This window comes from Methylacidiphilum kamchatkense Kam1 (assembly GCF_007475525.1).
GTDB classification, from domain to species: Bacteria; Verrucomicrobiota; Verrucomicrobiia; order Methylacidiphilales; family Methylacidiphilaceae; genus Methylacidiphilum; species Methylacidiphilum kamchatkense.
This window is the reverse complement of sequence record NZ_CP037899.1, coordinates 1225802-1244984: the sequence shown is the minus strand read 5'-3', so window position 1 is coordinate 1244984 and position 19183 is coordinate 1225802. Positions and strand designations below refer to the sequence as shown.

Annotated in this window: 19 protein-coding genes and 1 riboswitch; of the genes, 10 read left to right on the top strand and 9 right to left on the bottom strand. The window is 41.0% G+C overall.

All coding sequences use genetic code 11. The features are described from left to right. Nucleotides 1-47 precede the first annotated feature (47 nt). The 5 genes from cbbX to kam1_RS05835 are packed head-to-tail and all read left to right on the top strand — an operon-like array spanning nucleotide 48 to nucleotide 5434. Complete coding sequence (gene cbbX / locus kam1_RS05855) at nucleotides 48-998, top strand: CbbX protein (protein ID WP_079254302.1); 951 nt, start codon at nucleotides 48-50, stop codon at nucleotides 996-998. A 9-nt stretch (nucleotides 999-1007) separates the two neighbouring features. Then, the gene (locus tag kam1_RS05850) at nucleotides 1008-2030 is read left to right on the top strand and encodes a phosphoribulokinase (RefSeq protein ID WP_039722276.1); all 1023 of its coding nucleotides are present in this window, start codon (nucleotides 1008-1010) and stop codon (nucleotides 2028-2030) included. A 4-nt stretch (nucleotides 2031-2034) separates the two neighbouring features. Next, nucleotides 2035-4062 carry a transketolase gene (gene tkt, locus kam1_RS05845; RefSeq protein WP_052250582.1) on the top strand — a complete coding sequence of 676 codons (2028 nt, stop codon included), beginning with the start codon at nucleotides 2035-2037 and terminating at the stop codon, nucleotides 4060-4062. A gap of 49 nt (nucleotides 4063-4111) precedes the next feature. Beyond that, on the top strand, nucleotides 4112-4714 hold the full coding sequence (locus kam1_RS05840) for a histidine phosphatase family protein (RefSeq protein ID WP_039722277.1): 603 nt from the start codon (nucleotides 4112-4114) through the stop codon (nucleotides 4712-4714). A gap of 15 nt (nucleotides 4715-4729) precedes the next feature. Beyond that, complete coding sequence (locus kam1_RS05835) at nucleotides 4730-5434, top strand: HAD family hydrolase (RefSeq protein WP_143958309.1); 705 nt, start codon at nucleotides 4730-4732, stop codon at nucleotides 5432-5434. Here the strand turns inward: kam1_RS05835 and kam1_RS05830 are convergent. The 3 genes from kam1_RS05830 to serA are packed head-to-tail and all read right to left on the bottom strand — an operon-like array spanning nucleotide 5431 to nucleotide 7813. Continuing rightward, nucleotides 5431-5805: a DUF488 domain-containing protein gene (locus kam1_RS05830; protein ID WP_052250580.1), complete on the bottom strand. Its 375-nt coding sequence runs from the start codon at nucleotides 5803-5805 to the stop codon at nucleotides 5431-5433. The genes kam1_RS05835 and kam1_RS05830 overlap by 4 nt on opposite strands. Further along, nucleotides 5793-6176: a hypothetical protein gene (locus kam1_RS05825; RefSeq protein ID WP_039722281.1), complete on the bottom strand. Its 384-nt coding sequence runs from the start codon at nucleotides 6174-6176 to the stop codon at nucleotides 5793-5795. Before kam1_RS05825 ends, kam1_RS05830 begins: the two co-directional genes overlap by 13 nt. A gap of 41 nt (nucleotides 6177-6217) precedes the next feature. Continuing rightward, entirely contained in the window at nucleotides 6218-7813 is a 1596-nt protein-coding gene (serA, locus tag kam1_RS05820; RefSeq protein ID WP_039722282.1) for a phosphoglycerate dehydrogenase, read from the bottom strand. A 312-nt stretch (nucleotides 7814-8125) separates the two neighbouring features. On the opposite strand from serA, the gene kam1_RS05815 reads away from it, so the two are divergent. The 3 genes from kam1_RS05815 to kam1_RS05805 all read left to right on the top strand — a co-directional run bounded on the left by kam1_RS05815 (nucleotide 8126) and on the right by kam1_RS05805 (nucleotide 10961). After that, nucleotides 8126-8662: a helix-turn-helix transcriptional regulator gene (locus kam1_RS05815; protein ID WP_244945981.1), complete on the top strand. Its 537-nt coding sequence runs from the start codon at nucleotides 8126-8128 to the stop codon at nucleotides 8660-8662. A gap of 89 nt (nucleotides 8663-8751) precedes the next feature. Beyond that, on the top strand, nucleotides 8752-10593 hold the full coding sequence (locus tag kam1_RS05810) for a GreA/GreB family elongation factor (protein WP_039722105.1): 1842 nt from the start codon (nucleotides 8752-8754) through the stop codon (nucleotides 10591-10593). Nucleotides 10594-10637: 44 nt separating this feature from the next. Further along, nucleotides 10638-10961 carry an FmdB family zinc ribbon protein gene (locus tag kam1_RS05805; protein WP_039722123.1) on the top strand — a complete coding sequence of 108 codons (324 nt, stop codon included), beginning with the start codon at nucleotides 10638-10640 and terminating at the stop codon, nucleotides 10959-10961. A gap of 49 nt (nucleotides 10962-11010) precedes the next feature. Here the strand turns inward: kam1_RS05805 and kam1_RS05800 are convergent, their stop codons facing one another. The 3 genes from kam1_RS05800 to thrC are packed head-to-tail and all read right to left on the bottom strand — an operon-like array spanning nucleotide 11011 to nucleotide 12810. After that, entirely contained in the window at nucleotides 11011-11253 is a 243-nt protein-coding gene (locus kam1_RS05800; RefSeq protein ID WP_009060241.1) for an NIL domain-containing protein, read from the bottom strand. 2 nt (nucleotides 11254-11255) lie between these two features. Then, nucleotides 11256-11546, bottom strand: coding sequence for a ubiquitin-like small modifier protein 1 (locus kam1_RS05795; protein WP_039722104.1), 291 nt, complete (start codon nucleotides 11544-11546; stop codon nucleotides 11256-11258). Between the two features lie 25 nt (nucleotides 11547-11571). After that, nucleotides 11572-12810 (bottom strand): threonine synthase, encoded by a 1239-nt coding sequence (gene thrC, locus kam1_RS05790; protein ID WP_039722103.1) that lies wholly within the window; start codon nucleotides 12808-12810, stop codon nucleotides 11572-11574. A gap of 76 nt (nucleotides 12811-12886) precedes the next feature. Beyond that, nucleotides 12887-12999: riboswitch (SAM riboswitch) on the bottom strand. 193 nt (nucleotides 13000-13192) lie between these two features. Here thrC and kam1_RS05785 point away from each other — a divergent pair. Together kam1_RS05785 and kam1_RS05780 are read left to right on the top strand one after the other, a co-directional pair. Then, nucleotides 13193-13660, top strand: coding sequence for a nucleoside deaminase (locus kam1_RS05785; RefSeq protein ID WP_039722102.1), 468 nt, complete (start codon nucleotides 13193-13195; stop codon nucleotides 13658-13660). 9 nt (nucleotides 13661-13669) lie between these two features. Then, nucleotides 13670-14377, top strand: coding sequence for a uracil-DNA glycosylase (locus kam1_RS05780; RefSeq protein WP_039722101.1), 708 nt, complete (start codon nucleotides 13670-13672; stop codon nucleotides 14375-14377). A gap of 327 nt (nucleotides 14378-14704) precedes the next feature. Here kam1_RS05780 and kam1_RS05775 read toward each other — a convergent pair whose 3' ends face one another. The 3 genes from kam1_RS05775 to kam1_RS05765 all read right to left on the bottom strand — a co-directional run bounded on the left by kam1_RS05775 (nucleotide 14705) and on the right by kam1_RS05765 (nucleotide 19183). After that, nucleotides 14705-16774 (bottom strand): TonB-dependent receptor family protein, encoded by a 2070-nt coding sequence (locus kam1_RS05775; protein ID WP_172616758.1) that lies wholly within the window; start codon nucleotides 16772-16774, stop codon nucleotides 14705-14707. A gap of 1111 nt (nucleotides 16775-17885) precedes the next feature. Further along, nucleotides 17886-18230 carry a glutaredoxin family protein gene (locus kam1_RS05770; protein WP_039722099.1) on the bottom strand — a complete coding sequence of 115 codons (345 nt, stop codon included), beginning with the start codon at nucleotides 18228-18230 and terminating at the stop codon, nucleotides 17886-17888. A gap of 44 nt (nucleotides 18231-18274) precedes the next feature. After that, nucleotides 18275-19183 carry a deoxyribonuclease IV gene (locus kam1_RS05765; protein ID WP_052250551.1) on the bottom strand — a complete coding sequence of 303 codons (909 nt, stop codon included), beginning with the start codon at nucleotides 19181-19183 and terminating at the stop codon, nucleotides 18275-18277.

The window sequence follows — 19183 nt, the reverse complement described above, 5'->3', positions numbered from 1 at the left end:
TTGCGGTGTATCGTCAGCTCCTAAAATCAAACAGAAAGAGGTAAGTGATGGAGGTTCAGCAGAAAGAAGCGTTTGTTTCTATGGAGGGTGTTGAGGCGGCTGGAATCGTCGATGTGGAAGAACAATTAACTCAGTTTCGGATCGATGATGTGCTTAACGATCTTGAAAAGGAGTTGATTGGTCTAAAGCCAGTTAAACAAAGGGTTAAAGAAATTGCTTCTTTTCTGATGGTCCAAAGGCTTCGAGAATTGGCTGGAGTCATTACTGAACCTCCTTCCTTACATATGTCTTTTACGGGTCCTCCTGGTACAGGGAAAACGACTGTTGCGATGAAGATGGGGAAGATTTTACATAGACTTGGCTATGTTAGAAAGGGACATTTAGTATCGGTAACACGAGAAGATCTTGTTGGGCAATATGTGGGTCATACGGCCCCTAAGACAAAAGAAGTGATTAAGCGGGCCATGGGTGGGGTTCTTTTTATTGATGAAGCCTATGCTTTATACCGACCTGAAAGCGAAAGGGATTATGGGCAAGAAGCCATAGAGATTCTTTTGCAAGCCATGGAGAATAACCGGAAAGATCTAGTGGTGATCTTTGCTGGTTATCAAGACAGGATGGAGCTTTTTTTCCAGATGAATCCTGGATTAAGATCTCGGATCACGCATCATATCCAATTCCCCAGTTATACCTTTGAAGAGCTGATGGCAATTGCTGAACTGATGCTAAAACAGCAGATGTATACTTTTGATGATGCCTCGAGAAAGGCCTTCGAGGAGTATTTAAGACTACGAATGCAACAACCACTCTTTGCTAACGCCCGAAGCGTTAGAAATGCTATAGATCGATTTAAACTTCGGCAAGCGGCTCGTCTGATCGAAAAAGGGGGAAAAATCCCTGCGACCGAACTGATGAGAATCGATGTGTCCGATATTCGACAGAGTCGAGTCTTTCAGGAAAATCAACCAAAAGAAGAGAAAGAAATAACCAAGTCTTGATCTAAACCTATGCGACGGCCAATAATGCTTGGAATCGTTGGAGACAGTGCGGCGGGCAAGTCCACGTTGACAGGTGGATTAGTGAACCTATTAGGTGCTGATCGAGTGACCCATATTTGTACCGATGATTATCATAAGTATGATCGGAAAGAAAGAGCTCAGATTGGCATCACAGCATTACATCCAGATTGTAATTATTTGGATATCATGGAGCAACACCTAGAGAGGCTCCATTATGGGCTGCCCATTTTAAAGCCAGTGTACGATCATTCTAATGGCACCCTTGTTCGTCCTGAATACATTATGCCCAAAGAATTTATCATCGTGGAAGGGTTGCTCGGCTTCTATACTCGAGTCATGCGTCAATTTTATGACGTCAAGGTCTACTTGAATCCTCCTGAAGAACTCCGTAGAATTTGGAAAATAAAGAGGGATACGACCAAAAGAGGCTATACAGCAGAGCAGGTGCTTGAAGAGTTGGTCAAAAGAGAACCCGACTCAGAAGCTTTTATTCGACCGCAACGAGAGTTTGCAGACATTATCGTTACATTTTATCCTCCCAAAGGGGTGGATCCTGAAAAAATAGACGGGCATTTGAACACAAGACTTGTTTTGCGGCCGACCATCCCTCATCCTGATTTTTCGTATCTTATTGATAATCGGGCTGAAAATTCTGGAATCCGGCTTGAATTGGGTAGAGACATGGGAAAGCCGGTGGATATTCTTGAGATTGATGGGAATGTTCCAGAAGAAGAGGCCTTAAGATTAGAAGAAACGATCTGGAAACATCTTCCTAAAGGAGTGCCACCACTCAATCTGGATCGATTAGGTAGATATCTGGATAGAAATGAGATTAAACATAGTCATCCTTTAGCTTTAACTCAACTGCTTCTTGCCTATCATCTGTTGAGAGCGTATGATGAGAATGCTACTATTCCTTTTGCTCCCCCAGTCGATGCGCTTTCTAGGATTAGAAGGCAAAGAGAGTTGAGCCTTAAGGAAATTAACACGGAGATCAAACGCAATGGATAAGAGCATGGATCGCACAATAAAGGATTTACTTCAAGATGAAGCATTAGAGCAACTAGCTGTTAATGTGATTAGGGGATTGTCTATGGATGCTGTTCAGAAGGCAAATTCAGGGCATCCAGGAACACCTATGGGGCTAGCTGATGCCGCTGTAGTGCTTTGGACACGGTTTTTATCTTTTGATCCTGAGGCACCCGATTGGCCTGATCGGGATCGGTTCGTTCTGTCCTGCGGACATGCCTCGATGCTGCTTTATAGCTTGCTTTTCTTATGTGGGTACGGCCTGACTTTAGAGGATTTAAAAAATTTTAGACAGTTTGGTTCAAAAACAGCAGGTCATCCCGAGTATGGACACACTCCTGGAGTTGAGACAACGACTGGTCCTTTAGGACAAGGGATATCTAATGCGGTCGGGATGGCATTGGCTGAAAGAATTTTGGCAAGCCGGTATAATAAAGCTGATATGGAGCTTTTTAACCATTGGACCTATGTATTTGCCAGCGATGGAGATTTAATGGAGGGGATTTCTCATGAAAGTTGTTCCTTAGCTGGGCATTTGGGGCTGGGCAAGCTGATCGTCTTGTATGATGACAATGGCATTACAATAGATGGGCATACCTCGCTTGCCTACAGCGACAATGTGCAAGAAAGGTTTCTTGGATATGGATGGGAGGTCCAGCAGATCAATGGCAATGACCGCAAGCAGGTAGAAGCAGCTTTTTTAAGGGCGAAGATGAGCATGGATAAGCCGCATCTGATTATTGCCAAAACTCATATTGGTTATGGCAGCCCGCATAAGCAGGATTCGGAAAAAGCGCATGGGGAACCTTTAGGGGAGGAAGAGGTGAGATTAACTAAAGAAAGACTCGGGTTGCCTCCTGATGTTACGTTCTATGTTCCTGAAGAAGTAAAAGAGTATTTTCGTGTTTTTGCTCAACAAGGTAAGAAAAGAAGAAAACAGTGGCTCGAGCTCTATGAGAGCTATTCCAAAAAGTATCCAAAAGAGGCTTTGGAGCTAGAGAAAGCATTAAAGAATGAGCTGCCGGAAGGGTGGGATAAAGATTTGCCAACTTTCCCCTTAGATAAACCGATTGCTACACGGGCTGCTTCTGGTAGTGTGATTAATGCCATTTTCTCTAAAGTTGACTCCCTCATTGGGGGTTCTGCTGATTTGACTCCTTCAAACAATACCAAACCGAAAGAAGCAAAGGATATTACTAAAGGGAATTATGCAGGCAGGTATATTCATTATGGAGTCAGAGAACATGGGATGGCAGCAATAATGAGTGGGATGGCTTTGCATAAGGGAATAAGACCATATGGTGGGACCTTCCTTATCTTTTCGGATTACATGAGACCCACCATGAGATTGGCTGCAATGATGAAACTGCCTGTAATTTACATTTTCACTCATGATAGCATAGGTTTAGGGGAGGATGGGCCAACCCATCAGCCTGTCGAACAGCTTACCGCTCTTCGGGCCATACCGAATATGACGGTATTCAGACCTTGTGATGCCGCAGAAACAGTGGAAGGTTGGAAAGTAGCTTTAGAAAGAACAGATGGGCCGACTGCCCTGGTCCTGACCAGGCAAGCTTTGCCTGTACTTGATCGATCCAAGTATGCTCCTAGTTCTGGAGCTAGGTATGGAGCATATGTTCTTTCGGATATGGCTGACTTTCGGGTCATTTTGATTGGAACTGGTTCAGAGGTACATATTGCTTTGGAAGCTCAACAACTACTGGCACAAAAACAAATCCCTACAAGAGTCGTTTCTATGCCTTCTTGGGATCTATTCCTTCGACAACCTGCGCAGTATATCGAAGAGGTGATTCCATCACGGATTCGGGCTAGGGTAGCGGTGGAAGCTGGAGCAACACTCGCATGGAACAAATGGGTTGGACTCGAGGGAGAGGTAGTAGGCTTAGATCATTTCGGAGCCTCGGCACCCTATAAAGTGATCTATCAGCAGTTTGGGATTACTGCTGAGAAGGTTATGGAAGCAGCCATTCGATCCTTAGGAAAACTACCATAGGGTTATTGGACAAGTCCTTGAGTTCAAGAGGCCTATATTCTTTAATAAGATGGGAAATCTCTATTTGGCGCGGCATTGTAAGACTGCTTGGAATCTAGAGCACAGAATTCAGGGTCGTACGGATATTCCTTTATGTGAAATTGGGATTGAAGAAGCAAAAACGAATGTCGGCTTCCTGGAAGCATTGAAGATTGGTAAAATTTATGCGAGTCCTTTGACAAGAGGAAAGCAGACAGCTGCAATCTATGCCGCCGCTCTGCAGGTACCCTACGAAACAAGAGATGGGCTATTGGAAATGGATATGGGGGAGTGGGAAGGGAAAACAGCTCTAGAACTTTCTGCTCAAATCCCTTCTTTATACCTGCAATGGATGGAAGATCCAAGGAAAGTGCCTCTGGTTCCTGGCAGTAAAGAAGATGTGTTTACAGCACAAAGGAGGATTCTTAGCACCATCCTTACTATTTATAAAGAAAATGACGAGGAGAAGAATGTTCTGGTCATTCTCCATAAGTATGTATGCTCCCTTTTACGATGCGCGCTTCAAGGGTTAGAGCTAAATCATTTCAAAAAAGAAATTATCGAAACAACGTTGCCCCAAAACCTATCTATTGTATCTTCAAAGGCCATTGAAAAGTGCCTTTCCATTTGCTAAAAGATTAGTAAGTGCATGCGCAGGCTAAAAGCAATCATTTTTGATTTTGATGGAACGATTGCCTTCAGCGAAAAGGAAGCCCATCTGCCTGCATGCAATGAAGCATTTAGAACACTCGGTATACCTATCCAATGGTCTTGGGAAGAATTTATAGCTCTGCTGGAATTGCCTGGTAATCAAGCAAGGATGGAGTATGCTTATAAACAATTGTATCCTTCGGTAGCGGAGGAAGAATTAAAAAAAGTATCGAATCTTTGGGCTGAAACGAAAAAAAAACTTTATATTGAAAAACATGTCGATAAGGCACGCCTAAGAGAAGGAATAAAGGAATTAATCGGGCAAGCCGTGCAGGAGAGAATAGCTATTGCTATTGTTTCTACTTCTATTGAAGAACAAATCGAAGCCTTTCTTGTTCGTCATCTGTCTGAATTAAGGCCTCATATTCATCCTATTCTAGGAAGACGAGCTGGAACAAAAACAGCTTCAGACTCCCCCCTTTATAGGAAATGTCTAGAAGAGCTGGGCTTAGGAGCAGAACAGGTGATTGCCATAGAAGATTCGATGAACGGGTTACGTTGCGCATTGAAAGCAGGGATAAAATGTGTTGCCGTTCCTAATGATTATACGGCGTGTGCAGATTTCAAAGGAGCAGTCTTTGTAACGGCTGACATATCTAGGCTTAATGTTTCCCTGCTCGATTCGCTTCTTAATCCTGCTTAGGCATTATCTTTGAGTTTTGATTCAATAAAAGATTTTAAAACGACTGCCTGATTATGCAACCTGTCTTTAGCACTGTAGAGGAGAGTAACAGTTGGGGAAGGGCAATTGCTTAGGTGCTCTTTGATGGCATTTTCTTTACTAGTAAGTTCTTCTACATACTTTTTCGAAAATGCCTCCCATTTTTGAGGATCGTGGGCAAACCATTTTCGCAATTCATCCGAAGGAGCCCATTCTTTTGCCCAAAAATCGATTTTTAATTGTTCTTTTTGCATTCCCCTGGGCCATAACCTATCAACAAGGACCCTGTAGCCATCTTGTGCAGAAGGCTCCTCGTAAACGCGCTTAATGCGAATTTTTTTTACCATTCCCATGTAAACAGTTCGAGTCCTCCTCCGGGAGTCATGACCTCTGTGCTATTAATCGTCCACGTAGGATGAGGCTGTCTTGGATCCTTAGCCATGAACTTTTGTCCATATCCCATTTCTTTGGGAGCCAATGGATTAATAATTTGAGGCCCTTGTCTTATTCCTTCAGGAATAATGCCCGTAGCCCGGGGAGGAAGAAGGGTAGGGGCTTTTTTTGCCTTTTCTGGCGCGGGCTTGATAGGAATTGGTTTTGGTTTCTTTTCAATTTTTTTAGCCTGAGAAATTTCAGGATCACCTTTCTGCGTATTGGCTGCAGGAAGCAAAAAGGGGATGCTTACAAAGAAAAGGAAGCATAATGAGCCTGCGATACGTTTCACAAGAAAACTCTAGCATTATTCCTTTTAAAGAACAAAGGAAATCATAGAGAAATTAACCGCACATTATAAATATCCTCCGTATTGCGTATTTGAGCTAAGACTTCAGGACTAGGTACGTTGTCTAAGTTAAGTATGCTAATTGCCTTTTCTTGGGCCTTTGCTCGGGCAAGCGACATCGCTGCAATATTGACGGCGTGTTCTCCAAGGATAGTCCCAACTTTGCCAACGATTCCTGGCCTGTCTTTGTTTTCTAGCAATAGAAGAATCCCCTCCATAGAGGCTTCAATGGGATTGAAATTGAGTTGCACGAGTCTGTGTGACTTCCCGTAGAAAGTTGAGGCAGCTTGAAAGACAAGTCCATCAGTTTTGGCTTCAACGCCAATAATCTCAGTGAACTCTCCGGCACTACTCATTTTGACTTCTTTGACAGTGATGCCGAGGGTATTGATCAAGAACATGACGTTGACCTCGTTGACTTCTTTGCCAGCGACTTTTCGCAAATATCCCTTTAAAACAGCACGAGTCAGCGGGCTTGTATCATATTCATTGATTTTTCCAGAGAAATAGATAATCAGCTCGTCAATTCGGTTGGGAATCCATTGGCTCATAAAAAATCCCAGCTTTTCGCCCAGTGCCATGTAAGGACTAAGAATAGAAAGCACTTTCGGATCAACACTCGGCACATTAACAGCATTCCGGATTATGCCATGGCAAAGGAAGTCTATGATCATGCTTGCGATTTCGGTCCCAACATTTTCCTGTGCTTCGACTGTGGATGCAGCCAGATGCGGGGTGAGAATGACATTCGGCAGTCCGCGGAGAGGAAAGTCAGCTGGCGGAGGTTCAGGGTCATAGACATCGAGTGCGGCGCCTGCTACCCATCCTGATTTAAGCAGCTCCAGCAAGTCTTCAATCCGAATTAGCCCACCTCGGGCGCAATTGATGAGCCTGATTCCCTGTTTGCATTTTTTTAAGTTTTCCTTGTTGATGATCCCTTCGGTTTCAGAGGTAAGAGGGACATGAAGGGAAAGAAAATCCAAATCAAAAAAGAGCTCTTCCAAATTGTTGACAAGTTCCACTTGCAAATTTTTCACCTTCGTGGGTGAGAGGTAGGGATCGAAGCATTTAACTTTCATCCCAAAGGCAAGGGCTCGTTTAGCTACTTCCATTCCAACTCTCCCAAGTCCAATAATGCCTAGGACCTTTCCAAAAAGCTCGATGCCTTCAAAATTTTTTCGTTTCCATTCCCCACGTTGCATGGAGGCATGGGCTTGGGGCACATTTCTGGCAAGAGCAAGAAGCAGGGAGAAGGTATGTTCGGCTGTAGCAATCGTATTGCCTCCGGGGGTGTTCATCACTACTATCCCATTTTCTGTTGCTGCCTCGACATCGACATTATCAATACCTACACCCGCTCTCCCAATGACCTTTAGCTTTTTTCCTGCCTCGAGAACTTTTCGAGTTATCTTTGTCTGACTGCGGACAATCACTCCGTCGTATTCAGAAATGATGGAGAGAAGATCGGGTTCTTTTAAGCCATATTTTTCGTCTATTCTAATTTGCCCAGAAGCTTCTAATTCAAGAATCCCTTTTTTGGAAATAGGGTCAGCGATAAGGATATGATATGGAATAGTCATAATAATTTACTCATTGAAATTCATTAAGAATACATTGAATTTGTTAAAAAGTTATTTGCACTTTTTCATAGAAAAATTCATTGAAAGAGAGAGAAGAATAAAAGCATTTCTTTTTTTTTAAATTTTTTCAATAAAAAAAGATCGCTTTATTAAGCAAATATTTTTGCAATGCAATTCCAATGTAGCTTTAAACAGTATGAATAGCCTTTTATCCAATTTGATAAAAGATTCTCGTTATAATATTCTTTTTGAATTGAAGATAAACCCTGGACTTTCCATAGGGGAACTGACTAAAAAATCAATCTTTCGTACATGGGAGTCAAACAACATTGTGCAGCCCTAGAAAAGGAAGGATTTTTAGAAACTCGTAAAAGGCAGAAATCTGTAGGAAGACCAGAAATTGTTTATTGCTTAACGGAGAAAGCGGACATTTTTTTCCCTAAAGATTGTTCTTCTTTTACTGAGCAGCTGCTAAGAGCTATAGAATCCATTTATGGGTCCTTAGCGGTTGATCGACTGATCCATTGGATATATAGAACGGAGGGGGAACATCTGAGTCAGGCTGTCAGTGCGTTGAGCTTAGTGGATAAAGCTAAAGAATTACTGAGTTTTAGAGAAGAAAGGGGTTATATGGGTAAGCTTGTTATTGAGGAAGGGGAAGAGCTAAAAATCATAGAATATCATCATCCTCTTGTAGCGCTGTTAGATAAGTATCCAGTGATAAAAAAATTCGAAAGGAGAATGTTTGAAAAAGTTTTAGGCGTGCCTGTGCGACGTATTGAGGATAGATCTTATGGGAGCTATTGCTGTAGCTTCCTATTTTCTGAACCCTCTTCTCCTTTGGAATAAAAAAAGAAAAATAAAATTTCTTTCATTGATTTTAATTAATCTTCTTTATTATTGTTAAATTGTTCATATGTATTAAATTTAATTATCATATGACAACCGAACTAATTGATATTATTTCTAGTAAAGAGGATGACGAGTGGGAACAAAGTATTAATTCAAATAATTTTAAAGAAGGGGTCTTTTGCATTCATCGGAGTTGGGGATTGGGCAAAGTCAAGAAGATAGATGAGAGTAATGATTGTGTGATCATTGATTTTAAAGGCAAGCCTTCGCATCAAATGGCTCTTGATTTTGCTTATTCTTCTCTCACCGTCCTCTCTTCTAACCATTTGTTGGTTTTGAAAGAAGAAAAGCTATCCTATTTGCAGAAACTTTCTCTTGAGAATCCAGTAGAGTTAATTAAGATTTTTGTTCTTTCTTTTCGGCAAAAGGCTACCCCAGAGCGCTTGCAAGCTGTCCTATGTCCTGAGGTCGTCTCTGCTGACCAATGGAAGAAATGGTGGGAAAATTCAAAAAAAATAATTAAAAAATCTGCCTCGATCCGTATTCCTACTAGAAAGTCTGAACCGATTGTTATTTTAGATAAAGCTCCCGATAACTATTCCCTATTTATTGGAACTCTTCAGTCAGCACTACCTCCACGAAAAAAGATTGATGCATTATACAAAATACTCAAAGAGATAGAGAGTTGGAACGATCAGGATCAAGCTTTGAAAGCGATTGCAAGCATAGAGAGTCTATTGCAACAGGCTAAGGAGGATTCCTTTCCTACATTGGATTTTGTTTTATTGAAAGAAGAAATTATCCAAAAAGCTAAAATTTCTCTGCCTTCTGAAAAGGAAGAAGATCTCTTTGTTTATATTCCCGAAAAGTATGATCTTCTTTTGTCTTCCCTTTTACGATTATCGTCAATAAACCAAGAAAGAGTTTTGTGGTTACTTTGGGAGAGGAAGAATAAGCCTATTGAGCTGTTTTTCGATCTTTTGACCAATGCGGATGGAAAATTAGCAGATAATATCGTTAAGATTTTTGAGCAATCGGGCTTAACAGACCTATTGCTTGAAAAATTTAATAGATTGATCAGAGAAAGAGCCCTATCCGTTGAATTATTGTACTGGCTTTGTAGAAACAAAAACAATCTGCTTCAGCCCCTTTTAAATTCTGATCTTTTTTATTGCATCCTTTATGTTCTAGAAAGAGAACTCGGTTCGGTTGGAAAGAAAGCTGAAAAATTATACGATCTTTTAACTACTGGGACAGGATTGATTCAGGGTCTACTGTCTGCCTCTTCTCTCGATGACGTCAAGGATATCACCCGTACGGTACTCCTTAGCCCGGTTTTTAGAGAACTCGATAAAAGATCGTTGCTAGGAGCTATTGTCAAGGTAAGGCCGGAAGTTCAGGAATTGATCAGTGGGAATCGTGGAATCGAAGGAGAAAACACCTTAATTGTGTCTTGGAGTAGTTTGGAAGAAAAGAAAAGAGAACTGGATGAGCTAGTGAGGAAAAAGATTCCAGAAAATAGCAAGGAAATAGCGCATGCTAGGTCTTATGGGGATCTCAGAGAGAATCATGAATACAAAGCAGCCAAAGAAATGCAAGCAGTGTTAATGCGAAGGAAAGCCGAACTTGAATCGATGATTAGCAAGGCTAGGGCTACAGACTTTTCAGATGTGGATACATCCGTAGTAAATATTGGAACGGTTGTTCATTTTACGGATTTGAAAACTAATACTCCTAGTTCCATAGCCATTCTAGGGGCATGGGATAGCAATCCAACTAAGGGGATTATTTCTTACCTTGCGGCATTTGGTCAGTCTTTACTAGGTCATAAACCAGGGGATGTGGTTCAGGTAGCAATGGAGGATGGCAACACAAAAGAGATCAGGATTGACAAAATAACCCGATGGATTGATGCCCCTTCTGTTTGAAACTTAACTAACAGCAATTTTTTTCCTCAACGAAAGGAATGGAGATGCCAACCTATTTATACGAATGTAGGAAATGTGGTAAGGAATTTGAAATTTTCCAATCGATTACCGAACCTCCTTTACTCTGTTGTCCAGAAGAATGCTGTGCTATGAAACCCTGGGCAAAAGGAGAAGTTAAACGAATTATCTCTGGTGGGATGGGTCTTTTATTCAAAGGTTCTGGTTTCTATATCACTGATTATCGCAGTCCTAGTTATATGAAAGCTGCCAAAGCAGAAAAAGAAGCTTCAACTACAAATAAAACAACTGGTGGCAATAGCAGTGCTTCGAATAGTAGTTCAGCCAAACCTAAAGCTGGGGTGGAGTAAAGCGCTTACTTTATTCAAACAGTCCACAGCGATCCACTCCCCATTTGGCTTATCCTTCGATGGTGCTAATTTCCACAGGCTCTACATGCACCCCTTGGGATTCTAGCCAAGAAACTGCCTCTTTAATAACTTCTGGATTGCCTTCTAGTTCAATGCCTATAATGCCAATTTCTCCAGTGATACTTGCATTTCGGATGTTGAAAATGAGATCAAAATTCCTACTCAACTCCCATATCAAGGGCCTCTTACAGAGATGCCCATCCAAACTGAGCCAATAGCGTTGTTTGATCATCTTTATCCCCCAGCAATAGCGGGGACTATGCTTACTTCATCCTTCTGTTGGAGTGGAGTATCCAAACCGTTTAAAAACCGGATGTCTTCCCCATTAAGATAAACATTAACAAAACGCCTAATCTCTCCTTTTTCGTTGCATATGCGGTTCAAAATCCCTGGGCATTGGGATTCTAGATTATGCAGCAGTTCTTTGATCGTCTTTCCAGAAACATAGACAATTTCTTTATTCTGTGTTAGTCCACGAAGTGGAGTGGGGATCCTTACAGCGATGTCGTTTAGCGTTGTATTCATAAGTATTCATTACTCCTTTGCTTTTTTATTTTTCAAAGTCAACTATTTTATCAAAATCTTGAATATACGGGTCAATCACATCAATGGGGTTTAAATGATCTTTGAGGACTTCTGCAGTTTTTAATCCGTTGCCTGTAATACACAAAACTACTTGGCTTTCTTGGGGTATGTATCCTTTTTGGATCAATTTTTTTGCACATCCTACCGTAACGCCACCAGCGGTTTCAGCGAATACACCTTCGGTTTCAGCCAAAATTTTTATGCCTTCAATAATTTCTTGATCAGTGACATCTTCAGCATATCCACCGGTCCGCCGAATTGTCTGAATCGCATAATAACCATCGGCAGGCGTTCCAATAGCCAAAGACTTAGCAATCGTGTTTGGATTGGCTATAGGCCTGATCAAATCCGTTCCTTTTTTAAAGGCTGCCGTAATGGGATTACAACCAGAGGCTTGGGCCCCATGAATAGCATAGGGTTTTTCTTCCACCAACCCACAGAGAATGGCTTCTTGATAAGCTTTATCTATTTTGGTCAATAAAGAGCCACTAGCCATGCAGATGACCGTATGATCCGGAATTTTCCATCCCATTTGTTCTAAGATTTCAAAGCCCATCGTTTTCGAACCTTCAGCATAATAAGGTCTAAAATTGACATTGACAAAGGCCCAGCGATATTTGCCAGCAATTTCCGAACAAAGCCTATTAACTTTATCATAGGAGCCTTTAATACCGATAACCCTCGTATTATAGACCAAACTCCCTATGACTTTTGCAGGCTCAAGATCAGCAGGAATAAGAACGTAACTTTTAAATCCATTGGCAGCAGCGTGAGCAGCCAGACTGTTGGCAAGATTGCCTGTTGAAGCACAGGAAACGACTTCATAATGCAGCTCTTTAGCTCGAGAAAGGGCAACAGAAACAACCCTGTCTTTGAAAGAAAGAGTAGGAAAATTGACCGTGTCATTCTTAATGTAGAGTGCTTTTACTCCAAGTATCTTAGCTAATCTTTTAGCATCGAGTAGGGGGGTCATTCCCGTATGCAGTCCAACAGTGGGTTCCTCTTCCAAAGGAAGAAAGGGTTCATATCTCCACATCGAATAGGGTCCAGATTCGATCATTTGCCTGGAAACATATTTTTTAATTTTATGATAATGGTAGGTTGCTTCCAGAGGCCCAAAATCGAATTCACACACATGAAGCGCTTCTTTAGGATAACTCCTGCCGCATTCCTTACACTTCAAACAGTCAAAAAATTCTTTCACGATTTATTCCTTTGTGATGCTTATCGAGGATTGCTTTGAAGGAAGAAAAGGCAAAAAATAAAGAGAAAGAAACTTCCTCTCATCCTCCCCTTAACTTCAAAGGGCTGGGCTTGGCACCTAGACGAAAAGAGTTCTTTTCCGGTTGCCGCGGCTTCACAGGGCCAGTCCCTCCACCGCTCTCGATAAGAGTTTTTGACTACTAAGCATAAAGACCTTCGTTAAGTTGTCAATAAAAATAAAGCAATAAGGCAAAGAAAAAGAGTAGGAATAAAGAAAAAGCTTAACAAAGATCATCTTAGTAAATTTTTCGATCCATTAGTTTATCATCAAACTATGCTTGCAATCGTCTTTCTTCAAAGCGAATATCATAAAAAAAAAATTCATGAATAGTCATCAGCATTATTCTGATCCTTTCTGGAAAATTGCTCTGGAGGAGGCAAAAATTGGATTTGAAGAAGGGGGAATACCAATCGGTGCCTGCCTTGTCTACAAAGATAGAGTGCTTGGAAGAGGAAGAAACCGTAGGGTACAATTGGGCAGCGTTATAAGGCATGGTGAAATGGATTGCTTAGAAAATGCAGGACGCTATCCACCAAAAGTTTATCATAACGCCATTCTCTATACGACCCTTTCTCCGTGTTGGATGTGCACGGGAGCCATTCTCCTCTATGGAATAAAAAAAGTTGTCGTAGGGGAAAATCATAACTTTAAAGGACCTGAAGAAGTCCTTGTACAGCATGGGGTAGAAATTATTCATCTCGATGATGAAGAATGCAAAAGATTATTGACTTCTTTTATCGAATCGAATCCTGAGCTGTGGTTCGAAGATATAGGAAAAATCACTGACTAGGGGCATTTGATGGATCCAAAAGATCGAGCACTTTCCGATCTAGAGGAAAGAGTGATTGCTTGCCGTCTCTGTCCGAGACTTGTAGCCTGGAGGGAAGAAATACTAAAGCATAAACCGAAAAGATTTGCCAAAGAAACGTATTGGTCCAGACCCGTTCCAGGATTTGGAGATAGTTCGGCTAAGCTACTTATTGTTGGGCTTGCCCCAGCAGCTCACGGAGGAAACCGTACTGGTAGAATCTTTACGGGCGATCGGAGTGGGGATTTTCTCTTCGATGCCCTCTACCGTTTTGGATATTCCAACAGTCCATTATCGATTGGAAAAAACGATTCTTTACTCCTTAATAAGGTCTACATTACGGCTACAGTTCGCTGTGCGCCTCCTAAAAATAAACCGCTTTTAGAAGAAATTATTAATTGCAGGCCATATTTGATAGAAGAATTAAACATTCTAAAAAACGTTCATATCATTTTGGCTTTGGGCCGCATTGCTTTTGATGGAATCTTTGAAACACTTAAAATTATGGCCAAAGAAAAAGGTGAACCTTTTCCAATCAAAAAGCCCGCCTTTAGGCATGGACTCGAACTATCCCTCCCGGATGGTAAAATTCTTGTCGCTTCCTTTCATCCCAGCCAACAAAACACCTTTACAGGTAGACTCACCAAGAGCATGTTCGATGCTGTTTTTAAGCGGATTGATCAACTTTTAAATAGCTAGGCATTTAGCTCATCTCATACTGCCAGGACTACAGATCCATGCTATGGAAAAAGGAGCGAAGAAGGCTGGAGAGGGACAATGGGAAAAGGGGTAGACCACCTGCCTATTTCTTTTTTCCTTATACGGTCTGAGCCTGTGGTCAGCATAGTTCTTCAAATTCATTGCCACAGAGAGGCTAGCAACTTTCTTGGTCTTAAATTATCCAATTCTTTTAAGCCATGGGGAAGGGCGTTATCAAATTCCTCGAACAGGAAATCATCCTTAAGAAAAGAAGAAGGGTTTTTCAATTGCTAAATAATTAGAAAAAATCAAATCTCTTAGTGAAAATCAAAAGTTCCATGAAATTCCCCCATAAATAGCCCAACCATCTCCAGGCCAAAAATATGTTTGTTTTGACACCGGAATCTTTCCTCCATTAGAGGCGTCAAAAACATCACTTACCATCGCTACATAATGTTCGTTGGTTAAGTTCCTTCCGTCTAAATAAATGGAAAGATGTTTTTTTGGGTTTTGATATCCAATCCGAAAACCGAGCAAAGCCGTCCCTGGAGCAAATGTCGTGTTCACCAGGTCTACTGGATAAGTGGACCATGCCATAACATTGGGTCCGATGTAAAATCCAGAAGGATGCATATATAACAGTTGAGCCATATAGGAATATTCAGGCACCCCAAAAAGTTGATCACCCCTTAGAGGTATCTCTTGATGCGTGATTGGTGAAAAAAAATTCCCATTTAAATAAAATCGATACCAATCAAAAATCTGATAGAGCACAAGCTGATCCAGGTTTTGGGGGTCGGCATTGCTAACCATTAACCCCCTAGCCAGGGTGGTATTGAGACTGATTTCAATGCCACGATGAGTGGTTGGAGGAGCATTAATTGTATAAATTAAAGTATTAAGAGGAGGATTTAAAGAGACTTCAAGCAGTTCGTTTGTTACCCAAGATTGAAAAAAAGCAAAACTCCAATTAAATCTATCCCATTGGCCTCTGGTTCCAATCTCTGCTGTAATGGCATTTTGAGCTCGATTAGGGTATAAAGCAAGGTTGGGTGGTAAAGCGGTAGGGGAGATTGCCGTTTCATAAAGAGAAGGGGGTTCAAAGCTCCTTGCTACACTGGTATAGACTTGATTATAATGGTCCACTTGATAAAGAAGTCCCAATTTAGGATTGAATTGACTAAATGTCAGTGTGGTATCGGCACTTCGATGAAGGAGATCTTTATAAGCTTCATTAGTCAACCGATCGTAAACAGCTTGTAAAGCAAGATTAATAGAAAATTTTTCGTTAACCCAAAATTGATCATAGGCATATACGGGGATATTCACGACGGTCATATTATATGTGGCCATCGGAGTTCCCTGAATAGTTCCCAAAAGCCTATTCCAATTCTCTTGATAGAACTCACCCATTGGCATGATCCCAGCAACAATCAAGTTCCGATGTCCGTAGAGATCCATGGTATTCGTATAGTTGCAGGGCAGAGAGAAGAAATTATTGGAGCTCTGGAAAAAAAGACCATAAAAAGTTATCTGATGGAGATTAGTCCAAGAAATTCCCATGTTTACGGTTTGTTGTGGATCAATCGTATAGGTTGCTTTATCGGCTACTCGGGTGGTGTCCCAAAATTGCCGATAGTCTCCCTCCACATAGGCTGGATTAGCTGTGGTAGGATCCGTTAAGACTTCCTCAAGAGCAAGAGGCCCAGGAACTTGCCATTGCTGGTTGGAATAAGTAAAGTAGATGCGATTTTCGACAGTTGGCGTGATCTTATAGCCAATGTTGGTGTTCAGCCAAGCATTATTAAAGCTGTTGTGAAAGCGATAGCCTTCTGCGGAAGCATCGGAGAGAACAGCAAAATAATCTGTCTTGGATTCCACACCAGCTGTTTCAATGGAACCTTGTAGCCAACCAAAACTACCGGCTGTAAAATAAGCGGAATAGGGAGGTGCAGTATAGCCAGTGTATGTGACGAAGTTTACGGCTCCAAAAAGTGTTGCAAATCCATAATTAAACGCCTCGGCTCCACGAGAAATCACAGAATACTGATAAGCCAATGGATCAAACTGCCCTTGATTAAACAGCACGCCATCTGGAGGGTTTAAGGGGAGCCCATCTTGTAAAAACCATATTCCTCTTTCAGTCCCTGCTCCAGTCGATAGGCCAGATCCCCTAATTGATATTCGATAGGCGTTAGGCCCGGTAAATCCAGGTTGGGTCCATATGCCTGGTTGAAACAAAAAAAGATCTTGCAACGTAGCTGCTCTGCCCTGACGGACTCGTTTGGCTTCAATAAGATTGGAACTTGCTGGCAGTTCATTTAATAATTCTTGCATTTTTTGTGCAGAGAGAACAGTTAAAGAAGGCTCAGATTCAGAGACCTCCACTTCCGGCATAACCACTCTGGTACTTGGGTTAGAGGATTCCTGAGATGGCTGACCATGTAATGACCCAAAGTTTATGCTGTTTATTATATAAATTATAAATAGCTTCTTTACTAAATTATAATGAAAACTTTTCATTCATATATATGATTTCATAATCATATATAAATACAATTGAAAGGTATTATATATGTTAATAATTTACACTATGACATAATGACGACAATATTGTGCAAAATTTTATCTAGCCAAATGACGTTGTTATTTTTTATATTTTAAAATATTACGATAATATGAAAAATATGTATATATTAATTACATTCTTAATATTTTTTTTGAATGCAGCTATTTGTGGTTATATAGGAGCTTAAGGGTGAGACAATGGAAGTGGGATTTTTAAGGAATTCGCTAAAAGACAAAGATAAAAAGAAATCCCTTAGGATTGCTTATGGCCAGATGAAAGAGAACAATCCTGTTTTATTACCTAAATAAATCAATAGAGGCTGTTATTGCCTGAAAAGTTTCCGGTAAAGCTAATAAAAATCATATTACAATTAAAACGTATTCATTGAAATAATTACTATTTAAAAAGTATTAGTTGGTATAATTTGCTATGATTGATTAAAAACGTAGAGCCTTCTGAAAATAGGATGCAGAAATCTGCTGTGCTGCTGCATTTATGAGAGCTGTGCGGGAGCACCAATCAAAAAAACCTTCTTCTTGCCCAATAAAGTGAAACCTGGACGATTCTTAGATCTGTGCGTTAAAGGGCAAATCATCAAAGAAAGATGATTTTTCAGGATAAATTCTTATCTAATCATGACAATCCTATCGAATAAACGCCCTTGGCCATTTATTTGTGGATGAACAGACTAGAGGCTATGATTCTCACGGCAGGTGGATAAACACTTAGATTAGCAATGGGCAAGGTTACACTCCGACCTTGCCCATTGCTCTGCCCAGCCTACCTGAGAACTAACAGCTCAGAAAATAATGACAAAAACGGAGTCATAATCACTTACGCGGTAGTTCTCAACCTTTTTCAATGATGTAACGGATGGCTTTCTTTACGGCCCCGTCTATTATTTCTTAAAGAGTAGAGATCCTAGCTACCCAAACGATTTTATAGTTCAAAATTTACTCTTATAGGCTGACTCTGATGATGCTCCCCTGAGCAGGCTTGATTAATAGGTACATCAACTGGCTGGTCTATCCTTTGGACATAATTTTTGGCAATGAGCCACTCTTCCAGTTCCTGACCACTGATATCAGCAAGCATTTCGCCATTGACTTCCACGCATGGAGAAAAAGGCTGCCCACTTTTCATAATCATTTCCTCCATGTTTTCAGGATAATTAATGATGTCTTTATCTTCGTAAGGGAGATTGTATTTCTTCAAAATAGCTCTTACCCCGTTACTCCAACCACAAGATGGTTTTAAATAGGCAACAATACGTAGATTACTCATGGCATTTACTATATTTAGATTACACTTTTTGACTAGAAATTTTTTTAATAAACTAAAATTTTTCTAAGATTCTGACAATCCGCCTCTACGCCATTTTCTTTAGGAGTTTCCAAAACCATAGGCAAGCCCGCAAATCGACTATCTTCGATTATCCTTCGGAATGGTTCCAGGCCAATGGTCCCTTCTCCAATATGGGCGTGCCGATCCACATTTGAGCCAAAAGGGCTGCTTGAATCATTAAGATGAAACGCAGCAATTCTAGAGAGGTCTAGAGCAGCTGCAATTTTTTCAATCAATGCTTCATACCCTTCCTTGCTTTTTATGTCGTATCCTGCTTCCCAAAGATGGGCAGTATCTAAACAAAAACAAAAACGTTCTGGCTTTTTTAATCTTTCAAAGATTGCTTGGAGTTGTTCAATATGTCGTCCAATCTGGCCGCCTTGACCCGCCATTGTTTCAAGGGCAATTTTTACCTCTTTTGCTTCGGTCATCTCCATCACTTGATTTAACCGAGTTGAAAGAGCCTCAATGGCTTCTATTGGGTTCTCTACTGCAGAACTGCCAGGATGCAAAACGACAAATGGCAGAGTGAGCTTTGCGGCTACAGCCATTTCTTGGATCAATGCGTGGATGGATTTTCTCACTGTCTGCTCTGTCGAAGCACAAAGGTTGATTAAATAGCTGCAGTGGCCAAAAAAAAAGATTCTATATTTTTCTTTTAAACTTAAAAATTGCGCTACATCTTCTGAATCTACTATTGGGTCTTCCCATTTCCGACAGTTTTTCAAAAAAATTTGCGCAGCACTAAAACCGCAATCTTTTGCACGCAAAACCGCAAATCGAAATCCACCAGCAATCGAAACATGCGCTCCAACAAGTCTAGATTTTATCTCCTCAGGCAAAAGGGGATGTTTACACACTTCTTGCTTTGGTAATCTCTCTTTAGTTCCCAT